This is a genomic window from Mycobacterium tuberculosis complex sp. N0072 (assembly GCF_030323725.1).
Lineage (GTDB): Bacteria > Actinomycetota > Actinomycetes > Mycobacteriales > Mycobacteriaceae > Mycobacterium > Mycobacterium tuberculosis.
The window spans coordinates 2,269,178-2,284,356 of record NZ_CP040689.1; the positions used below are offsets into that span (position 1 = coordinate 2,269,178).

Sequence of the window (15,179 nt, forward strand, 5' to 3'; positions counted from 1 at the left end):
AGGCTTTAGTCCCCAATCGGACGGCCAACCGACCATGATTGGATTCGACGCCCGAATCCAGGCGTGCGCTGTGGCATCGTCGTCAATGTGACCGGACCGCCGCCCACCATCGACCGGCGCTACCACGACGCTGTCATCGTCGGCCTCGACAACGTGGTCGACAAGGCCACGCGAGTGCACGCCGCGGCATGGACGAAGTTCTTGGATGACTACCTCACCCGACGACCCCAGCGGACCGGCGAAGACCATTGCCCCCTCACCCACGACGACTACCGCCGCTTCTTGGCCGGCAAACCCGACGGTGTAGCCGACTTCTTGGCCGCCCGCGGAATCAGGCTGCCGCCGGGCTCCCCGACTGATCTCACCGACGACACCGTGTACGGGCTGCAAAACCTCGAGCGCCAGACATTCCTGCAACTGTTGAACACCGGTGTCCCCGAGGGCAAGTCGATTGCCTCGTTCGCACGTCGGCTGCAGGTTGCCGGTGTCCGCGTGGCCGCCCACACCTCCCACCGTAACTACGGGCACACGCTGGATGCCACCGGCCTGGCAGAAGTGTTTGCCGTCTTTGTCGACGGCGCCGTCACCGCCGAGCTCGGGCTACCGGCCGAGCCTAACCCGGCCGGCCTGATCGAGACGGCGAAGCGGCTGGGAGCAAACCCCGGTCGCTGTGTGGTCATCGACAGCTGCCAGACCGGTCTGCGCGCCGGCCGGAACGGCGGATTCGCGCTGGTGATTGCCGTCGACGCGCACGGCGATGCCGAGAACCTGCTGTCCAGCGGAGCCGACGCCGTGGTCGCAGACCTGGCCGCTGTCACGGTGGGAAGCGGCGACGCCGCCATCTCCACGATTCCCGACGCCCTGCAGGTCTACAGCCAATTGAAAAGACTACTGACCGGCCGACGACCAGCGGTGTTTCTCGATTTCGACGGCACGTTATCCGATATCGTCGAGCGCCCCGAAGCGGCAACGCTCGTCGACGGCGCAGCAGAAGCGTTGCGAGCGCTGGCGGCCCAGTGTCCGGTGGCGGTGATAAGCGGACGCGACCTGGCCGACGTTCGCAACCGGGTCAAAGTCGACGGGCTGTGGCTGGCCGGCAGCCACGGCTTCGAATTAGTGGCGCCAGACGGCAGCCATCACCAAAACGCCGCCGCCACTGCAGCTATCGACGGATTGGCCGAGGCGGCAGCGCAATTGGCCGACGCACTCCGCGAAATCGCCGGAGCAGTAGTGGAACACAAACGCTTCGCAGTCGCAGTGCACTATCGCAACGTTGCCGACGACAGCGTCGACAACCTGATTGCGGCGGTGCGCCGACTCGGACACGCAGCAGGGCTGCGTGTCACCACCGGCCGCAAAGTCGTCGAGCTTCGCCCGGATATAGCCTGGGACAAGGGCAAAGCACTCGATTGGATCGGTGAGCGGCTCGGCCCGGCCGAAGTCGGCCCCGACCTACGGTTGCCGATCTACATCGGCGACGACCTTACCGACGAAGATGCCTTTGATGCCGTGCGTTTCACCGGTGTCGGGATTGTGGTGCGCCACAACGAACACGGTGATCGACGGTCTGCCGCTACCTTTCGTCTCGAATGTCCTTACACCGTTTGCCAATTCCTCTCCCAGCTGGCTTGCGATCTGCAGGAGGCAGTGCAGCACGACGATCCGTGGACTCTGGTCTTCCACGGCTACGACCCCGGCCAGGAGCGGCTGCGTGAAGCGCTGTGCGCGGTGGGCAACGGCTACCTGGGTTCGCGGGGCTGCGCACCCGAATCAGCGGAAAGCGAGGCACATTACCCGGGCACCTATGTGGCCGGGGTGTACAACCAGCTCACTGACCACATCGAAGGGTGCACCGTTGACAACGAAAGCCTGGTCAACCTCCCCAACTGGTTGTCGCTGACCTTCCGTATCGACGGCGGAGCATGGTTCAACGTCGATACGGTCGAGTTGTTGTCCTACCGGCAGACGTTCGACCTACGCCGTGCCACGTTGACCCGCAGCTTGCGATTCCGAGACGCCGGCGGACGAGTGACCACGATGACCCAGGAGCGGTTCGCGTCCATGAACCGGCCCAACCTGGTCGCACTGCAAACTCGGATTGAATCCGAAAATTGGTCGGGCACAGTTGATTTCCGGTCACTAGTCGACGGAGGTGTGCATAACACCCTGGTGGACCGCTATCGGCAACTATCCAGCCAACACCTTACCACCGCCGAGATAGAAGTCCTGGCGGACTCGGTGTTGTTGCGCACCCAGACGTCGCAATCGGGTATCGCGATCGCGGTCGCCGCTCGCAGTACCCTGTGGCGCGATGGCCAACGGGTCGACGCGCAATATCGGGTCGCCAGGGACACCAACCGCGGCGGCCATGACATCCAGGTCACCCTGTCAGCGGGGCAATCGGTCACGCTGGAAAAGGTCGCGACGATCTTCACGAGCCGGGACGCCGCGACATTGACAGCGGCAATAAGCGCACAGCGCTGTCTAGGTGAGGCCGGTCGCTATGCCGAGCTCTGTCAACAGCACGTCCGCGCGTGGGCACGGCTGTGGGAACGATGCGCCATCGATTTGACCGGCAACACCGAGGAATTGCGGCTCGTGCGACTGCACCTACTGCACCTGCTACAGACCATTTCGCCGCATACCGCTGAGCTCGACGCCGGGGTCCCAGCGCGCGGGCTGAACGGAGAGGCCTACCGCGGGCATGTCTTCTGGGATGCGCTGTTCGTCGCTCCGGTGCTCAGCCTGCGGATGCCGAAGGTGGCGCGATCGCTGCTGGACTATCGGTACCGACGACTACCCGCGGCCCGCCGAGCGGCGCACCGGGCGGGCCACCTTGGCGCGATGTATCCCTGGCAGTCGGGCAGCGACGGAAGCGAAGTGAGTCAGCAGCTGCACCTCAATCCACGGTCCGGGCGGTGGACTCCCGATCCCAGTGATCGTGCCCATCACGTCGGTCTAGCGGTTGCCTACAACGCGTGGCACTACTACCAAGTGACCGGTGACCGCCAGTATCTCGTCGACTGCGGGGCAGAGCTGCTGGTTGAGATCGCACGCTTCTGGGTAGGCCTGGCCAAGTTGGATGACAGTCGCGGCCGCTACCTGATCCGGGGAGTAATCGGTCCCGACGAATTCCATTCGGGGTATCCCGGCAACGAGTACGACGGAATAGACAACAATGCGTACACCAACGTGATGGCGGTATGGGTGATCCTGCGGGCAATGGAGGCGCTGGACCTGCTACCGCTGACCGATCGCCGCCATCTGATCGAAAAGCTCGGGCTGACAACGCAGGAGCGCGACCAATGGGACGACGTGAGCCGACGCATGTTCGTTCCATTCCACGACGGCGTGATCAGCCAGTTCGAGGGCTATTCGGAACTGGCGGAACTGGATTGGGATCACTATCGGCACCGATACGGAAACATCCAACGACTCGACCGGATCCTGGAAGCCGAGGGCGACAGCGTGAACAACTACCAGGCGTCCAAGCAAGCCGACGCGCTGATGCTGCTCTACCTGCTGTCTTCCGACGAGCTGATCGGCCTGTTGGCCCGGCTTGGCTACCGCTTCGCGCCCACACAAATCCCAGGCACCGTGGATTACTATCTTGCCCGCACCTCGGATGGATCTACCCTGAGCGCTGTCGTGCATGCGTGGGTTCTCGCCCGCGCCAACCGGAGCAATGCCATGGAGTACTTCCGTCAGGTCCTGCGCTCCGATATCGCCGACGTCCAGGGCGGCACAACCCAGGAAGGAATTCACCTGGCGGCCATGGCTGGCAGCATCGACCTGCTGCAGCGTTGCTATTCCGGATTGGAACTGCGCGACGACCGGCTGGTGTTGAGCCCGCAATGGCCGGAAGCACTTGGACCACTTGAGTTTCCGTTTGTGTACCGCCGCCACCAGCTGAGCCTGCGAATCAGTGGCCGAAGCGCCACATTGACCGCAGAAAGTGGAGACGCCGAGCCAATTGAGGTCGAATGCCGTGGCCACGTGCAGCTGCTACGGTGCGGGCACACCATCGAAGTCGGTTGCAGCAGGTGACCAATGTCGCACATGGTGGGTCGACGATCTCTCCTGGAAAGGACGGCCGGCCGCGGTCTCCCTTATTGCGTTGGGTGTTGTGTGCTCGTCGCCTGCGACTAAGGGCACTCCACCGGGATAGCCGCGACCAGAGGCGTGTCGACTCCGATCGGGCCCACCGCTGCGGCACCACCCGGCGAACCCAGCGGAGCCACTCGGCCCGGCAGGACTTGGTGGAAAAAGGCGGCGTTGTCCCCCAGATGCTGGTGTTGATCGTCGGGTAGATCGCCTTCCCAGTAGATCGCCTCGACGCGGCAGGCCGGTTTGCACGCACCACAATCCACGCACTCGTCGGGGTTGATGTAGAGCATTCGGGCGCCCTCATAGATACAGTCGACCGGACACTCCTGCACACAGGACTTGTCCATCACATCCACGCACTCACTACCGATCACATAGGTCACAAACGGCAAGCTACCGGCCCGATGCCGAGGATCGCGCCTATCCAAAGACCCCTACCGGAAAGGACCAAAGGCCTTATTCGTCAAGTTCGTCACTGGCACGTCGACGCGGGGTGCAAGAAAACCGGGGCGGTTCACCCGACCGCCAGCGGGATTCACGCTCCCCCAGGCCATAAACTTACGATAGCCCGTCATTTCAAGAGCGCGAGAAGTTCATCGACACTCCCGGTGGTCAAGATCTGATCCGCGGGAACCGCAACGACCGTGTCGCTCAAGGGAAAGCGGTGTTCGCCAGGGTAGACGATTGCCAACCTCGCCAGTTGGAGGTCGACAAGAGCCGAGCGCATCGACCGGGAAATCGACGGTGTAGACGTCCGCTTGATCTCGAATCCATAGGGACGGCCAGATAATTCGACATAGAGATCGAGTTCGGCGTCTTGCTGGGTGCGCCAGTAATACAGCGGATTCGGGGCGAGCAGGGCCGCAAGCTGCTCGAGCACGAACCCCTCCCAGCTCGCGCCGAGCTTCGGATTGCGTTCGAGGGCAAGCCGATCGTCGATACCGAGCAACCTGTGCAACAAACCGGTGTCCCGGATGTAGATCTTGGGTGATCGGCGTTGTCGCTTTCCGATGTTGGCGAACCAGGGCGTCAGCTGACGGACGACGAGTGCATCGGTGAGCGCATCGAGGTATCGCCGCGCCGTCGTCTGAGCAACGTCGAGTGAGCGGGCAAGTTCTGCGCCGCTGAAGAGCTGGCCATGGTAGTGGGCGAGCATCGTCCACGCGCGCCGCATCGTCGCGGCCGGAATGCGCACACCAAGCTGGGCGAGATCGCGCTCCAGAAACGTGGTGATGTAGCCGTCGCGCCACGCCGCGGAGTCCTCGTTGGAGCGTGCCGTGAACGAGGGCGGTAGACCCCCACGCAACCAGAGGCGATCGGCGGCCGAGGATCCGACGTCGCGGACCGTCAGGCCGGACAACTCCACCAACTCGACGCGTCCGGCCAAACTTTCGGACGCCAGCCCGACAAGATCGGGTGAGGCGCTACCCAGGATAAGAAACCGGGCCGGCATGACAGGCCTGTCGACGAGCACGCGTAGGACCGGAAACAGATCCGGAATCCGTTGCGCCTCGTCGATCGTGATCAACCCGCTAAGGCCGGATAAAGCCAACATCGGGTCGGCAAGCCGTGTCGCGTCGACGGGATTTTCGGCGTCAAACGTACATTCGGGTGCGGACTTGCCCACCAGCCGGCTAAGGGTGGTCTTGCCGGCTTGACGAGGTCCGGTAAGCAACACCACCGGCGCTCGGTGTAGCGCGCGTCGCAACCGCGCGGCGGCGTCGCGGCGTTCGATCAACATGCATGAAATTCTAGCGGTAGGCGCTGATATTTCATGGTTAGCCGCCCCCGGGAGACTCGGTGGTGGGTCCCACACGCCTAGAAAGTCGCCGGCGATAACGACCGGCCAGGTCAGCGGGGTTGGCCGCAGCCCGATAAGGCTCTCGATCTCGTCCATCAGGCATGCTCCACATCGCCTGCACCAGGGCAAAGCTGCACCGGTCGTGCGAGCCGGTTAGCAAATAGCACGTTCATACACATAAATGTGTATAGTGGTGTTGTGTCACGGACCAACATCGAGATCGACGACGAACTCGTGGCCGCCGCACAGCGGATGTACCGACTCGATTCCAAGCGAAGTGCCGTCGACCTCGCGCTGCGCCGGCTCGTGGGTGAACCGTTGGGCCGCGATGAGGCTTTGGCGCTGCAGGGCAGCGGTTTCGACTTCAGCAACGATGAGATCGAATCGTTCTCGGATACGGACCGCAAGCTCGCCGACGAGTCGTAGATGATCGTCGACACCTCGGTCTGGATCGCATATCTCTCCACGTCAGAGTCGTTGGCCAGTCGCTGGCTAGCCGATCGCATTGCCGCTGACTCGACGGTGATCGTGCCCGAGGTGGTGATGATGGAGCTGCTGATCGGTAAGACCGATGAGGACACCGCCGCACTGCGCCGACGGCTCCTGCAGCGATTCGCTATCGAACCGCTGGCCCCGGTCCGCGACGCGGAAGATGCCGCCGCCATTCACCGGCGCTGTCGTCGCGGCGGCGACACCGTACGCAGCCTGATCGATTGCCAGGTGGCCGCGATGGCGTTGCGGATCGGGGTCGCCGTGGCGCATCGTGATCGCGACTACGAGGCGATCCGCACACATTGCGGACTACGCACCGAGCCGTTGTTCTGACTGCGGACACCCGGACGATTTCGTGTCTCACATCTGACCCGTGGCCGTCGTCGTCCGCCGCCGGGTACATCGACATAGTGGACCAGGGAACATCGCCAGCGCATGAGTGAGCGCGGATACCACCCGGTCCGGGGACGCGTTGGCGCTGGCCGAAGCCGACCGGCCCAGCGATGACATCGACTTCAAGGACGTTCGGCTTTCAGCGCGACGATCATCCGCCTCAGGCTGTCGCGGGTCGCTTGCAGCGCGGCCGGGTCTACGGCGTCAGCAAGTCGGTTGTTGACGACGATGGCGCGTTCGGTGATTGCCTGGAGAACGCGGCGACCATTCTCGGTTAGCACCAGCAGTGGTGATGTGCGGTGGTCGGGGTTGTGTCTGAGCTCGGCCAAGCCGCAAACGACCAGATCGTTGGCCACTCGCTGCACCCCCTGACGGGTAACACCAAGGCGGCGAGCGGCTTGGGGCACGGTCAGCGCTCGATCGGAGACCACGCTCAGCAGCTGCCATCGCGCCTGCGTGTGCCCCTCTCTGGCAGCGACCACCTCACCTGAGCGCCGTAGCAGGCCAGCGAGCTCGAATACGTCTGCTACCAGCCGAGCGATCTCATCGGACATCCCGCCTCCAACTTTGACAATATATTGTCATCATGGTTCGATGCTGTCAAAATCGAAACGGTCCTGTCGTCGTCGTGAAACCCTTCGCATCGGAGAAAAGATGAGCGCTCCAATTACGAATCTTCAAGCCGCACAGCGTGATGCCATCATGAACCGACCAGCGGTCAACGGCTTCCCCCATCTGGCCGAGACGCTGCGCCGCGCCGGTGTCCGAACCAATACCTGGTGGCTACCGGCGATGCAAAGCCTGTACGAGACTGATTACGGTCCAGTCCTTGACCAAGGCGTGCCCCTGATCGACGGCGTGGCCGAGGTCCCGGCATTCGACCGCACGGCCCTCGTCACTGCGCTGCGCGCCGATCAGGCGGGTCAGACGTCTTTCCGAGAGTTCGCCGCGGCAGCCTGGCGAGCCGGTGTGCTCCGCTACGTCGTGGACCTCGAGAACCGCACCTGCACCTACTTCGGCCTGCATGATCAGACGTATATGGAGCACTACGCGGCAGTGGAGCCTTCCGGTGGTGCCCCTACGAGTTGAGCTGCGCCCGTCGCAGCGACATTCCAGCAGACCGCGACGTCAGTCTTGGGCGGCCTGACTATCGCGATGATCCGTCGCCCGCTCATCAACCCGGTTCGTGGTCAAGACTTTTCACCGGGGCGACGTTTCCTGGGGCTAGTAAGGCGGTTGCCGATCTTCGTGAAGCGGCGGTGTCCGAGACCCACGACACCAAGGACGTGTTAGCCGCTTTGGCCGCGCGCAAGTCCCCGGTGCGACCTTTCTGATGCGATCGACGATGTAGGTGGGATCTCGTGCTCTTCGCACCAGTCGTTGGGATCCTGGGCGATTCCGGACGCTTTGTCGGTGGTGACGCGGTCGATGATCCAGCCTAGCGCCGAACCCGAGCCGAGCAGGCAACGCCCGGCCCCAAGTGGTGCGCACCGCCGCCGTGGATCTTGATGGGAGCACGCGAAGCTCACTGGTGCACCATCCTTGTGTCGGTGACCTTGGATGGATTGCCGATGCACCCAAGGCGCCGCTGGGTTATCGCCCTGCTCGCTCGACAGCCGTGATGTCCACGATGAGTTCTGCGGAGTCCGGCGGTAGCCCCGGACGCGCCGACCGTCGACAGGACTGAGCGCCGACGAGCGCCGAACAGTGAGCGGCCCAAACCACTACCCTGCCCAACGAGCCGCGGAACGGCGTCACGGGTGGAATCGATTGGGCGCGAGATGATCACGCGGTGTCGATCGTCGATGCGCGTGGGCGCGAGGTTCGCCGCGCCACGATCGAGCACAACGCCGCCGGACTGCGCGAGCTGCTCGAGCTGCTGAGCCGGGCCGGTGCCCGCGAGGTCGCCATCGAACGCCCGGACGGCCCGGTCGTGGATACCCTGCTCGAGGCCGGGATCACGGTGGTGGTGATCAGCCCCAACCAGCTGAAGAATCTGCGCGGTCGTTACGGCTCGGCTGGCAACAAGGACGACCGGTTCGACGCGTTCGTGCTCGCCGACACGTTGCGCACCGACCGGTCCCGGCTGCGCCCCCTGCTGCCCGACACCCCGGCCACGGCCACCCTGCGCCGGACCTGCCGCCCCCGCAAAGACCTCGTCGCCCACCGGGTTGCGTTGGCCAATCAGCTGCGCGCGCACCTGCGCGTCGTCTTTCCGGGTGTGGTCGGGTTGTTCGCTGACCTTGACTCGCCGATCAGCCTCGCGTTTTTGACGTTTTTGCCCCGTTTCGACTGCCAGGACCGCGCGGACTGGCTGTCGGTCAAGCGCCTGGCCGGCTGGCTGGCCGCCGCTGGCTACTGCGGCCGTGCTCCACGACCGGCTCACCGGTGCCCCGCGCGGCGCCACCGGTGACGAGGGTGCCGCCAACGCCCACATCACCCGGGCCATGGTCGCCGCGCTCACCAGCGTCGCGACCCAGATCAAGACGCTCGACGCGCAGATCGCCGAACAGCTCTCCTTGCACGCCGACGCGCATATCTTCACCTCCCTGCCCCGCTCCGGCACCGTCCGCGCCGCCCGGCTGCTCGCCGAGATCGGGGACTGCCGAGCCCGTTTCCCCACGCCCGAATCGTTGGCCTGCCTGGCTGGCGTCGCCCCCTCCACCCGTCAGTCCGGCAAAGTCAAACACGTCGGATTCCGTTGGGCCGCAGACAAACAACTCCGCGACGCCGTCTGCGACTTCGCCGGTGACAGCCGCCGAGCCAACCTCTGGGCCGCCGACCGCTACAACCGCGCCATCGCCCGAGGACACGACCACCCCCACGCCGTGCGCATCCTGGCCCGCGCCTGGCTCTACGCCATCTGGCACTGCTGGCAAGACGGCGCCGCCTACCACCCTGCCAACCATCGCGCCCTCCAGGCACTGCTCAACCAAGATCAAGACCGGGCGGCTTGACACAGGGCTACTCATCGGCCTAGCGGGTGGGCGCCACCAGCGGGTAGCACGAACGAAATCCTTGATGCCCCAAACCGTTTAAGCGTTACTGCAGGGTACAGGTACCGAGCGGGACCCGCTGCCGGGCCTAGTTGCTTATCGGTGGTGGTTGCGGCTGGAAGGGTTCATACCACCACCAGTCGGCGCGCTCGCCGGTGGGCCCAGGCCACGGCGCTACCGCCGGCGGCGGCTTCGTCGACGCCCGCGCCAACGATCCCGCGCTCAAAGGTCGGCCCGCGCTGTCGGCGACGGTGAGGTTGTCTGCCGGTCCGGTAATGGTGATCAGGCCCCGATGGTGTGCCCGGTGGTGATACGGGCACACCAGCACCAGGTTGGCCAGCTCGGTGGCCCCACCGTCCTGCCAATGTCGGATGTGGTGGGCGTGCAAACCCCGGGTGGCCCCACAACCGGGAACCACACACGTGCGGTCGCGATGCTCAAGCGCACGACGCAACCGACGATTGATCTGACGAGTCGTTCGACCGCAGCCAATGACCTGCCCGTCACGTTCAAACCAGGCCTCAAAGGTGGCATCACAGAGCAGATATCGGCGTTCGGACTCGCTGAGCAGCGGACCCAGGTGCAGGCCAGCGGCACGCTCCTGCACGTCTAGATGCATCACCACGGTGGTGTGCTGCCCATGTGGCCGACGAGCCACCTCGGCGTCCCAGCCGGCCTCAACCAGACGCAGAAACGCCTCAACATTGCCCGGCAACGGGGGCCGCTGATCCGACACACCGTCGCTGTTGTCGTGATCACGCTTGTACTCGGCGATCAACGCATCCAGATGAGACTGCAACGCCGCATCGAACTTCGCCGCCTCCACGTGCGGAAGCTTGATTCGCCAACAACTGAACTGCTCATCGGCGCTCCTGGTGATCGAGGGCCGCGGATCCGGCCGAAAATCCGGTTCGGGTTCGGGTCGCGGTTCCAACTTGAGCGCGGTCCGCAACTGATTCACCGTGGCAACCCCGGCCAACTGCGCATAATGCGCATCCGAACCCTCACCCGCCCGCCCCGCGATCACCCCAACCTGATCCAACGACAACCGCCCCTCCCGCATACCCCGGGCGCAGCGCGGAAACTCCGGCAACCGCCGCGCCACCGTGGCGATCGTGTGGGCGTTGCCCGACGAGCAGCCCATCTTCCAGGCCACCAACCCCGCCACCGACCGCGCCCCCGTCACACCCCACAACCCGTCGCGATCCAGCTCAGCCACGATCTCCACAATGCGCCCATCAATCGCATTGCGCTGACCGGCCAACTCCGCCAACTCCTCAAACAACACCTCCACACGCTCGGCAGGACTGACTACCGCTGCGCCAGACGTCGCGGTCGAGGACATGAGTTCATCATCGCAGCAGGGTCTGACAACTCCGGCCAACCCGAATCCACGCCCGGGGCCGTGCCGTCATCACCCCGCAAAGAAATGCTCGGCTCCGGCTCCGCCCCCGCCGGGGCCAAGGGCACACGAGACAACGAAATCAGCGAACCCACCATGGAAACGCTCAACGGCGTGGGCCGCGAAGCCGGCGAAATGCTGGGAGCAGCTGGTGGACATCGCATAGATAGGCCCCAGACCCAGCCAGCACGGCTCCAACCGTCGACGCGCCTAGCTGCAAAATCGCATGCTTGTCAGCGGATACCGGTATATTTTCCGGTATGTTTTCAGAGCCTTATCCGACCGATGGCGAAGTCATGACGGAACTCGGCGACAAGTTCCTTGCTGCTCTTGTTGGCACCATCAGGGATACGCGCTTCGACATCGCCGACATGCGGAACTGGCGGCCGGGATGGTTTCCGACCATGCATAGCCGGTGTCTGTCCAACCTCATCCACGACAGAATCTGGGCACACCTGGTCACCCTCATCGCGAGCAATCCAGGCACCAGCATCAAGGACAAGGGTGCCACCCGCGAGATTGTGGTTGGCGCACACCTGCGGTTGCGAATCAAACGCCACCACGCAGGTGACGAGATCAGCACCTACCCGACCCGAACCGCCATCGAATTCTGGCAACAGGGCAGCCAGCCCGCCTTCCCGGGGCTGGAAGAGGTTCGCATTGCGGTGGGCTATCGGTGGGACCCTGATACCCGCGAGATCGGAGCCCCCCTGCTGTCGCTTCGCGACGGGAAAGATCACGTCATCTGGGTAGTCGAACTCGACGAGCCTGCGGCCGGCGTGAAGATCACCTGGACCCCGATCGAGCCGACACTACCGTCCATCGACTTCGGTGACTTGGGTGAAGACTCTGGAGCATCGGGGGAACGATGAACGGCCTGGGAGACGTGCTCGCGGTCGCCCGGAAGGCTCGTGGACTCACCCAGATCGAATTGGCCGAGCTGGTGGGACTCACCCAGCCGGCGATCAACCGGTACGAATCAGGCGACCGTGACCCCGACCAACACATCGTGGCCAAGCTGGCCGAAATCCTCGGTGTGACCGACGATCTGCTCATACACGGGAACAGGTTTCGAGGTGCGCTCGCAGTCGATGCGCATATGCGCCGCCACAAGACCACGAAGGCGTCGGCCTGGCGTCAGCTGGAGGCCCGGTTGAACCTGTTGCGCGTGCACGCGTCATTCCTCTTCGAGGAAGTGGCTATCAATAGCGAGCAACATGTGCCCGCGTTCGACCCGGAGTTCACCGCCGCCGAGGACGCCGCCCGGTTAGTCCGTGCCCAGTGGCGCATGCCGATGGGCCCGGTCGTCAACCTGACCCGGTGGATGGAGGCCGCGGGCTGCCTGGTGTTCGAAGAGGACTTCGCCACCCAGCGCATCGACGGGTTGTCGCAGTGGGTCGACGACTACCCCGTCATGCTGATCAACGCCAACGCAGCACCCGACCGAAAACGCTTGACCCTTGCCCACGAACTCGGCCACCTCGTGCTGCATTCCACCAACCCCACGGAGAACATGGAGACCGAAGCCACCGCCTTCGCCGCCGAGTTTCTCATGCCCGAGAGCGAGATTCGGCCCGAGCTGCGTCGGCTCGATCTCGGCAAGTTGCTCGAACTGAAACGGGAATGGGGCGTCTCGATGCAAGCCCTCCTGGAGCGGGCATATCGCATGGGCCTGGTATCGGCCGAGGCTCGCACCAAGCTCTACAAGGCGATGAACGCGCGCGGCTGGAAAACCAAAGAGCCAGGCATCGAGTCCATCGTGCGAGAAAAACCGAGCCTACCCGCCCACATCGGCATGACACTCCGAAGCCGCGGATTCACCGACCAGCAAGCCGCCGCCATCGCCGGATACGCCAATCCTGCGGACAATCCATTCCGCCCCGAAGGTGGCCGCCTCCATGCGATTTGACTTCCGATTGACGCTGGGTTGTCATGCCGACGGCGCCAGGTGCGGTCACACAAGGCGGCCGGAACAGGCATCGATTCTTGGCGACGCCGTTGCTGTACCGATAGCGACTGCCCCGTATCGATCCCAGGGAACGTGACCATGGTCGTAGGGATGACTTGACAGTTTCAACGGGGTGCGACCACCGTTGCGCTCAGAAGGCATACGTTGGTGGAACACGTCGGAAAGCTGGGAGGTGAATCTGATGGCTGGCGACCAAGAGCTGGAACTGCGGTTCGACGTTCCTCTTTACACGCTTGCCGAGGCATCGCGGTACCTGGTGGTTCCCCGCGCCACCCTGGCTACGTGGGCTGACGGCTACGAGCGTCGGCCGGCCAACGCACCGGCGGTCCAGGGGCAACCGATCATCACGGCTCTTCCCCACCCGACCGGCAGTCACGCTCGGCTCCCATTCGTCGGAATCGCCGAGGCGTATGTGTTGAACGCCTTCCGCCGAGCGGGCGTCCCTATGCAGCGGATCCGGCCATCCCTCGACTGGCTAATCAAGAATGTCGGGCCACACGCGCTTGCGTCCCAGGATTTGTGCACGGACGGTGCCGAGGTGCTCTGGCGGTTCGCTGAACGGTCCGGGGAGGGCAGTCCTGATGATCTGGTGGTCAGGGGGCTGATTGTCCCGCGATCCGGGCAGTACGTCTTCAAGGAGATCGTCGAGCACTACCTGCAACAAATCAGCTTTGCCGACGACAACCTGGCTTCGATGATTAGGTTGCCGCAGTACGGCGATGCCAACGTCGTCCTCGATCCACGCCGCGGCTATGGGCAACCGGTGTTCGACGGAAGCGGCGTCCGGGTAGCTGACGTGCTCGGCCCATTGCGCGCCGGCGCGACGTTCCAGGCTGTCGCCGACGACTACGGTGTGACCCCGGACCAGCTTCGAGACGCGCTCGACGCCATTGCAGCCTGATCGGAATCTCCTCGCCGACCTCGATCACATCTTTGTCGACCGGAGTTTGGGCGCTGTGCAAGTCCCGCAACTCCTTCGGGATGCCGGATTCCGGCTGACAACGATGCGGGAGCACTACGGCGAGACGCAGGCTCAGAGTGTCAGCGACCACAAGTGGATCGCAATGACCGCCGAGTGCGGCTGGATTGGATTTCACAAGGATGCCAATATCCGGCGCAACGCCGTCGAGCGACGGACGGTGCTCGACACGGGAGCCCGGCTATTCTGTGTGCCGCGGGCCGACATCCTGGCAGAGCAAGTCGCGGCACGGTATATTGCGTCCCTTGCGGCGATTGCCCGTGCCGCACGATTTCCGGGACCATTCATCTACACGGTTCACCCGAGCAAGATCGTTCGCGTGCTCTAGTCGTTCATCGCTCCGTTAACCGCCGGCGAGGCCGTCGACGATCTTCATGGTCTCGACGCTGACGGTGGTCACCTTCTTGATGAGGTCGACGATGTAGGTGGGATCGTCGTGTTCGTCGCACCAGTCGTTGGGGTCGTTGACGATGCCCGACGCTTTGTCGGTGGTGACGCGGTAGCGCTCGATGATCCAGCCGAGCGCCGAGCGGGAGCGAGCAGGTAGCGCTCGGCCTCGTCGGGAATGCCGGCGATGGTGACGCGGGAGTAGAACGATCGCCAAGTGGTCGGTCTTGGCTGCCCACTTCATCCCCGGCGCCACCGGCAGGTCTCGCGGTCATCTCGACCAACGGAGGGCCGTCGGTGGTTCGTATCCGGCCAAGAACGGCGAGAACGGTTTGTGCCTCTATGCCAGGGTGAATGTCTCATCTCCCAGGCGGACGGTGATATCCAGTTCTCCGCCAAGAGCGGACACGTATTTGCGCAGTGTGTTGACCTGTGCGGAGCCGATGTCGCCGTTCTCGATGCTGGATACCCGGCTCTGCCGGATGTGCGCCAGCGCAGCCACCTGGACCTGGGTGAGTGACTGAGCCGCGCGCAGCTCCCGGAGCCGGAATGCCCGCACTTCATCGCGCATTCGTGCCTTGTGCCGGTCCACCGCCTCCCGGTTAACGGGACGTACGGCGTCCATGTCCCGTAGTGTCATCGCCATCGTGCCA

At 64.0% G+C, this 15,179-nt stretch carries 14 protein-coding genes and 3 pseudogenes; 9 read left to right on the plus strand and 8 right to left on the minus strand.

The window, feature by feature from the left end; translation table 11 throughout:
• Positions 1 to 63: 63 nt before the first annotated feature.
• Positions 64 to 4,047, plus strand: coding sequence for a trehalose-phosphatase (gene otsB, locus FF952_RS10640; protein WP_003903716.1), 3,984 nt, complete (start codon positions 64 to 66; stop codon positions 4,045 to 4,047).
• 98 nt (positions 4,048 to 4,145) lie between these two features.
• Here otsB and fdxA read toward each other — a convergent pair whose 3' ends face one another.
• Both fdxA and FF952_RS10650 read right to left on the minus strand, forming a co-directional pair.
• Complete coding sequence (fdxA, locus tag FF952_RS10645) at positions 4,146 to 4,490, minus strand: ferredoxin (RefSeq protein WP_003410065.1); 345 nt, start codon at positions 4,488 to 4,490, stop codon at positions 4,146 to 4,148.
• 188 nt (positions 4,491 to 4,678) lie between these two features.
• On the minus strand, positions 4,679 to 5,848 hold the full coding sequence (locus FF952_RS10650; protein ID WP_003899126.1) for an ATP-binding protein: 1,170 nt from the start codon (positions 5,846 to 5,848) through the stop codon (positions 4,679 to 4,681).
• Between the two features lie 258 nt (positions 5,849 to 6,106).
• On the opposite strand from FF952_RS10650, the gene FF952_RS10655 reads away from it, so the two are divergent.
• Positions 6,107 to 6,334 carry a type II toxin-antitoxin system VapB family antitoxin gene (locus FF952_RS10655; RefSeq protein WP_003911750.1) on the plus strand — a complete coding sequence of 76 codons (228 nt, stop codon included), beginning with the start codon at positions 6,107 to 6,109 and terminating at the stop codon, positions 6,332 to 6,334.
• Entirely contained in the window at positions 6,335 to 6,733 is a 399-nt protein-coding gene (gene vapC / locus FF952_RS10660; protein WP_003410075.1) for a type II toxin-antitoxin system VapC family toxin, read from the plus strand. It abuts the gene before it with no gap.
• Positions 6,734 to 6,915: 182 nt separating this feature from the next.
• Here the strand turns inward: vapC and FF952_RS10665 are convergent, their stop codons facing one another.
• On the minus strand, positions 6,916 to 7,347 hold the full coding sequence (locus FF952_RS10665) for a MarR family winged helix-turn-helix transcriptional regulator (protein ID WP_003410078.1): 432 nt from the start codon (positions 7,345 to 7,347) through the stop codon (positions 6,916 to 6,918).
• 100 nt (positions 7,348 to 7,447) lie between these two features.
• On the opposite strand from FF952_RS10665, the gene FF952_RS10670 reads away from it, so the two are divergent.
• On the plus strand, positions 7,448 to 7,882 hold the full coding sequence (locus FF952_RS10670; RefSeq protein WP_003914358.1) for a DUF1398 domain-containing protein: 435 nt from the start codon (positions 7,448 to 7,450) through the stop codon (positions 7,880 to 7,882).
• 135 nt (positions 7,883 to 8,017) lie between these two features.
• On the opposite strand, the pseudogene FF952_RS20970 reads toward FF952_RS10670, so the two are convergent.
• Positions 8,018 to 8,277: pseudogene (locus tag FF952_RS20970) on the minus strand (hypothetical protein); the annotation flags it as partial.
• A 41-nt stretch (positions 8,278 to 8,318) separates the two neighbouring features.
• Positions 8,319 to 8,501, minus strand: a pseudogene (locus FF952_RS10675) (hypothetical protein); the annotation flags it as partial.
• A gap of 21 nt (positions 8,502 to 8,522) precedes the next feature.
• Here FF952_RS10675 and FF952_RS20975 point away from each other — a divergent pair.
• A pseudogene (locus FF952_RS20975) lies at positions 8,523 to 9,750 on the plus strand (IS110 family RNA-guided transposase).
• A gap of 127 nt (positions 9,751 to 9,877) precedes the next feature.
• On the opposite strand, the gene FF952_RS10690 reads toward FF952_RS20975, so the two are convergent.
• The gene (locus FF952_RS10690) at positions 9,878 to 11,134 is read right to left on the minus strand and encodes an HNH endonuclease signature motif containing protein (protein WP_003902247.1); all 1,257 of its coding nucleotides are present in this window, start codon (positions 11,132 to 11,134) and stop codon (positions 9,878 to 9,880) included.
• A gap of 353 nt (positions 11,135 to 11,487) precedes the next feature.
• Here FF952_RS10690 and FF952_RS10695 point away from each other — a divergent pair, with 353 nt between their 5' ends.
• From FF952_RS10695 to FF952_RS10710, 4 genes are all read left to right on the plus strand, one after another.
• Positions 11,488 to 12,063, plus strand: a complete 576-nt coding sequence (locus FF952_RS10695) for a hypothetical protein (RefSeq protein ID WP_003410100.1) — start codon at positions 11,488 to 11,490, stop codon at positions 12,061 to 12,063.
• Positions 12,060 to 13,100, plus strand: coding sequence for a helix-turn-helix domain-containing protein (locus FF952_RS10700; RefSeq protein ID WP_003410103.1), 1,041 nt, complete (start codon positions 12,060 to 12,062; stop codon positions 13,098 to 13,100). The genes FF952_RS10695 and FF952_RS10700 overlap by 4 nt, the downstream gene beginning before the upstream one ends.
• Positions 13,101 to 13,341: 241 nt before the next feature.
• Positions 13,342 to 14,061, plus strand: a complete 720-nt coding sequence (locus tag FF952_RS10705) for an Rv2018 family toxin-antitoxin system antitoxin (protein WP_003410108.1) — start codon at positions 13,342 to 13,344, stop codon at positions 14,059 to 14,061.
• Entirely contained in the window at positions 14,051 to 14,467 is a 417-nt protein-coding gene (locus tag FF952_RS10710) for an Rv2019 family toxin-antitoxin system toxin ribonuclease (protein ID WP_003410114.1), read from the plus strand. Before FF952_RS10705 ends, FF952_RS10710 begins: the two co-directional genes overlap by 11 nt.
• 15 nt (positions 14,468 to 14,482) lie before the next feature.
• Here the strand turns inward: FF952_RS10710 and FF952_RS10715 are convergent, their stop codons facing one another.
• Positions 14,483 to 14,782 (minus strand): type ISP restriction/modification enzyme, encoded by a 300-nt coding sequence (locus FF952_RS10715; protein ID WP_003410120.1) that lies wholly within the window; start codon positions 14,780 to 14,782, stop codon positions 14,483 to 14,485.
• 84 nt (positions 14,783 to 14,866) lie between these two features.
• Positions 14,867 to 15,172 carry a transcriptional regulator HigA2 gene (gene higA2, locus FF952_RS10720; protein ID WP_003410124.1) on the minus strand — a complete coding sequence of 102 codons (306 nt, stop codon included), beginning with the start codon at positions 15,170 to 15,172 and terminating at the stop codon, positions 14,867 to 14,869.
• Positions 15,173 to 15,179 lie beyond the last annotated feature (7 nt).

What these genes read in the sequence shown, in the direction of transcription:
- FF952_RS10650 (WP_003899126.1), bottom strand. Translation starts at nt 5,848, where the DNA reads ATGTTGATCGAACGCCGCGACGCCGCCGCGCGGTTGCGACGCGCGCTA.
- FF952_RS10705 (WP_003410108.1), top strand. Translation starts at nt 13,342, where the DNA reads ATGGCTGGCGACCAAGAGCTGGAACTGCGGTTCGACGTTCCTCTTTAC.
- higA2 (WP_003410124.1), bottom strand. Translation starts at nt 15,172, where the DNA reads ATGGCGATGACACTACGGGACATGGACGCCGTACGTCCCGTTAACCGG.
- FF952_RS10700 (WP_003410103.1), top strand. Translation starts at nt 12,060, where the DNA reads ATGAACGGCCTGGGAGACGTGCTCGCGGTCGCCCGGAAGGCTCGTGGA.
- FF952_RS10670 (WP_003914358.1), top strand. Translation starts at nt 7,448, where the DNA reads ATGAGCGCTCCAATTACGAATCTTCAAGCCGCACAGCGTGATGCCATC.
- vapC (WP_003410075.1), top strand. Translation starts at nt 6,335, where the DNA reads ATGATCGTCGACACCTCGGTCTGGATCGCATATCTCTCCACGTCAGAG.
- FF952_RS10665 (WP_003410078.1), bottom strand. Translation starts at nt 7,347, where the DNA reads ATGTCCGATGAGATCGCTCGGCTGGTAGCAGACGTATTCGAGCTCGCT.
- FF952_RS10690 (WP_003902247.1), bottom strand. Translation starts at nt 11,134, where the DNA reads ATGTCCTCGACCGCGACGTCTGGCGCAGCGGTAGTCAGTCCTGCCGAG.
- FF952_RS10695 (WP_003410100.1), top strand. Translation starts at nt 11,488, where the DNA reads ATGACGGAACTCGGCGACAAGTTCCTTGCTGCTCTTGTTGGCACCATC.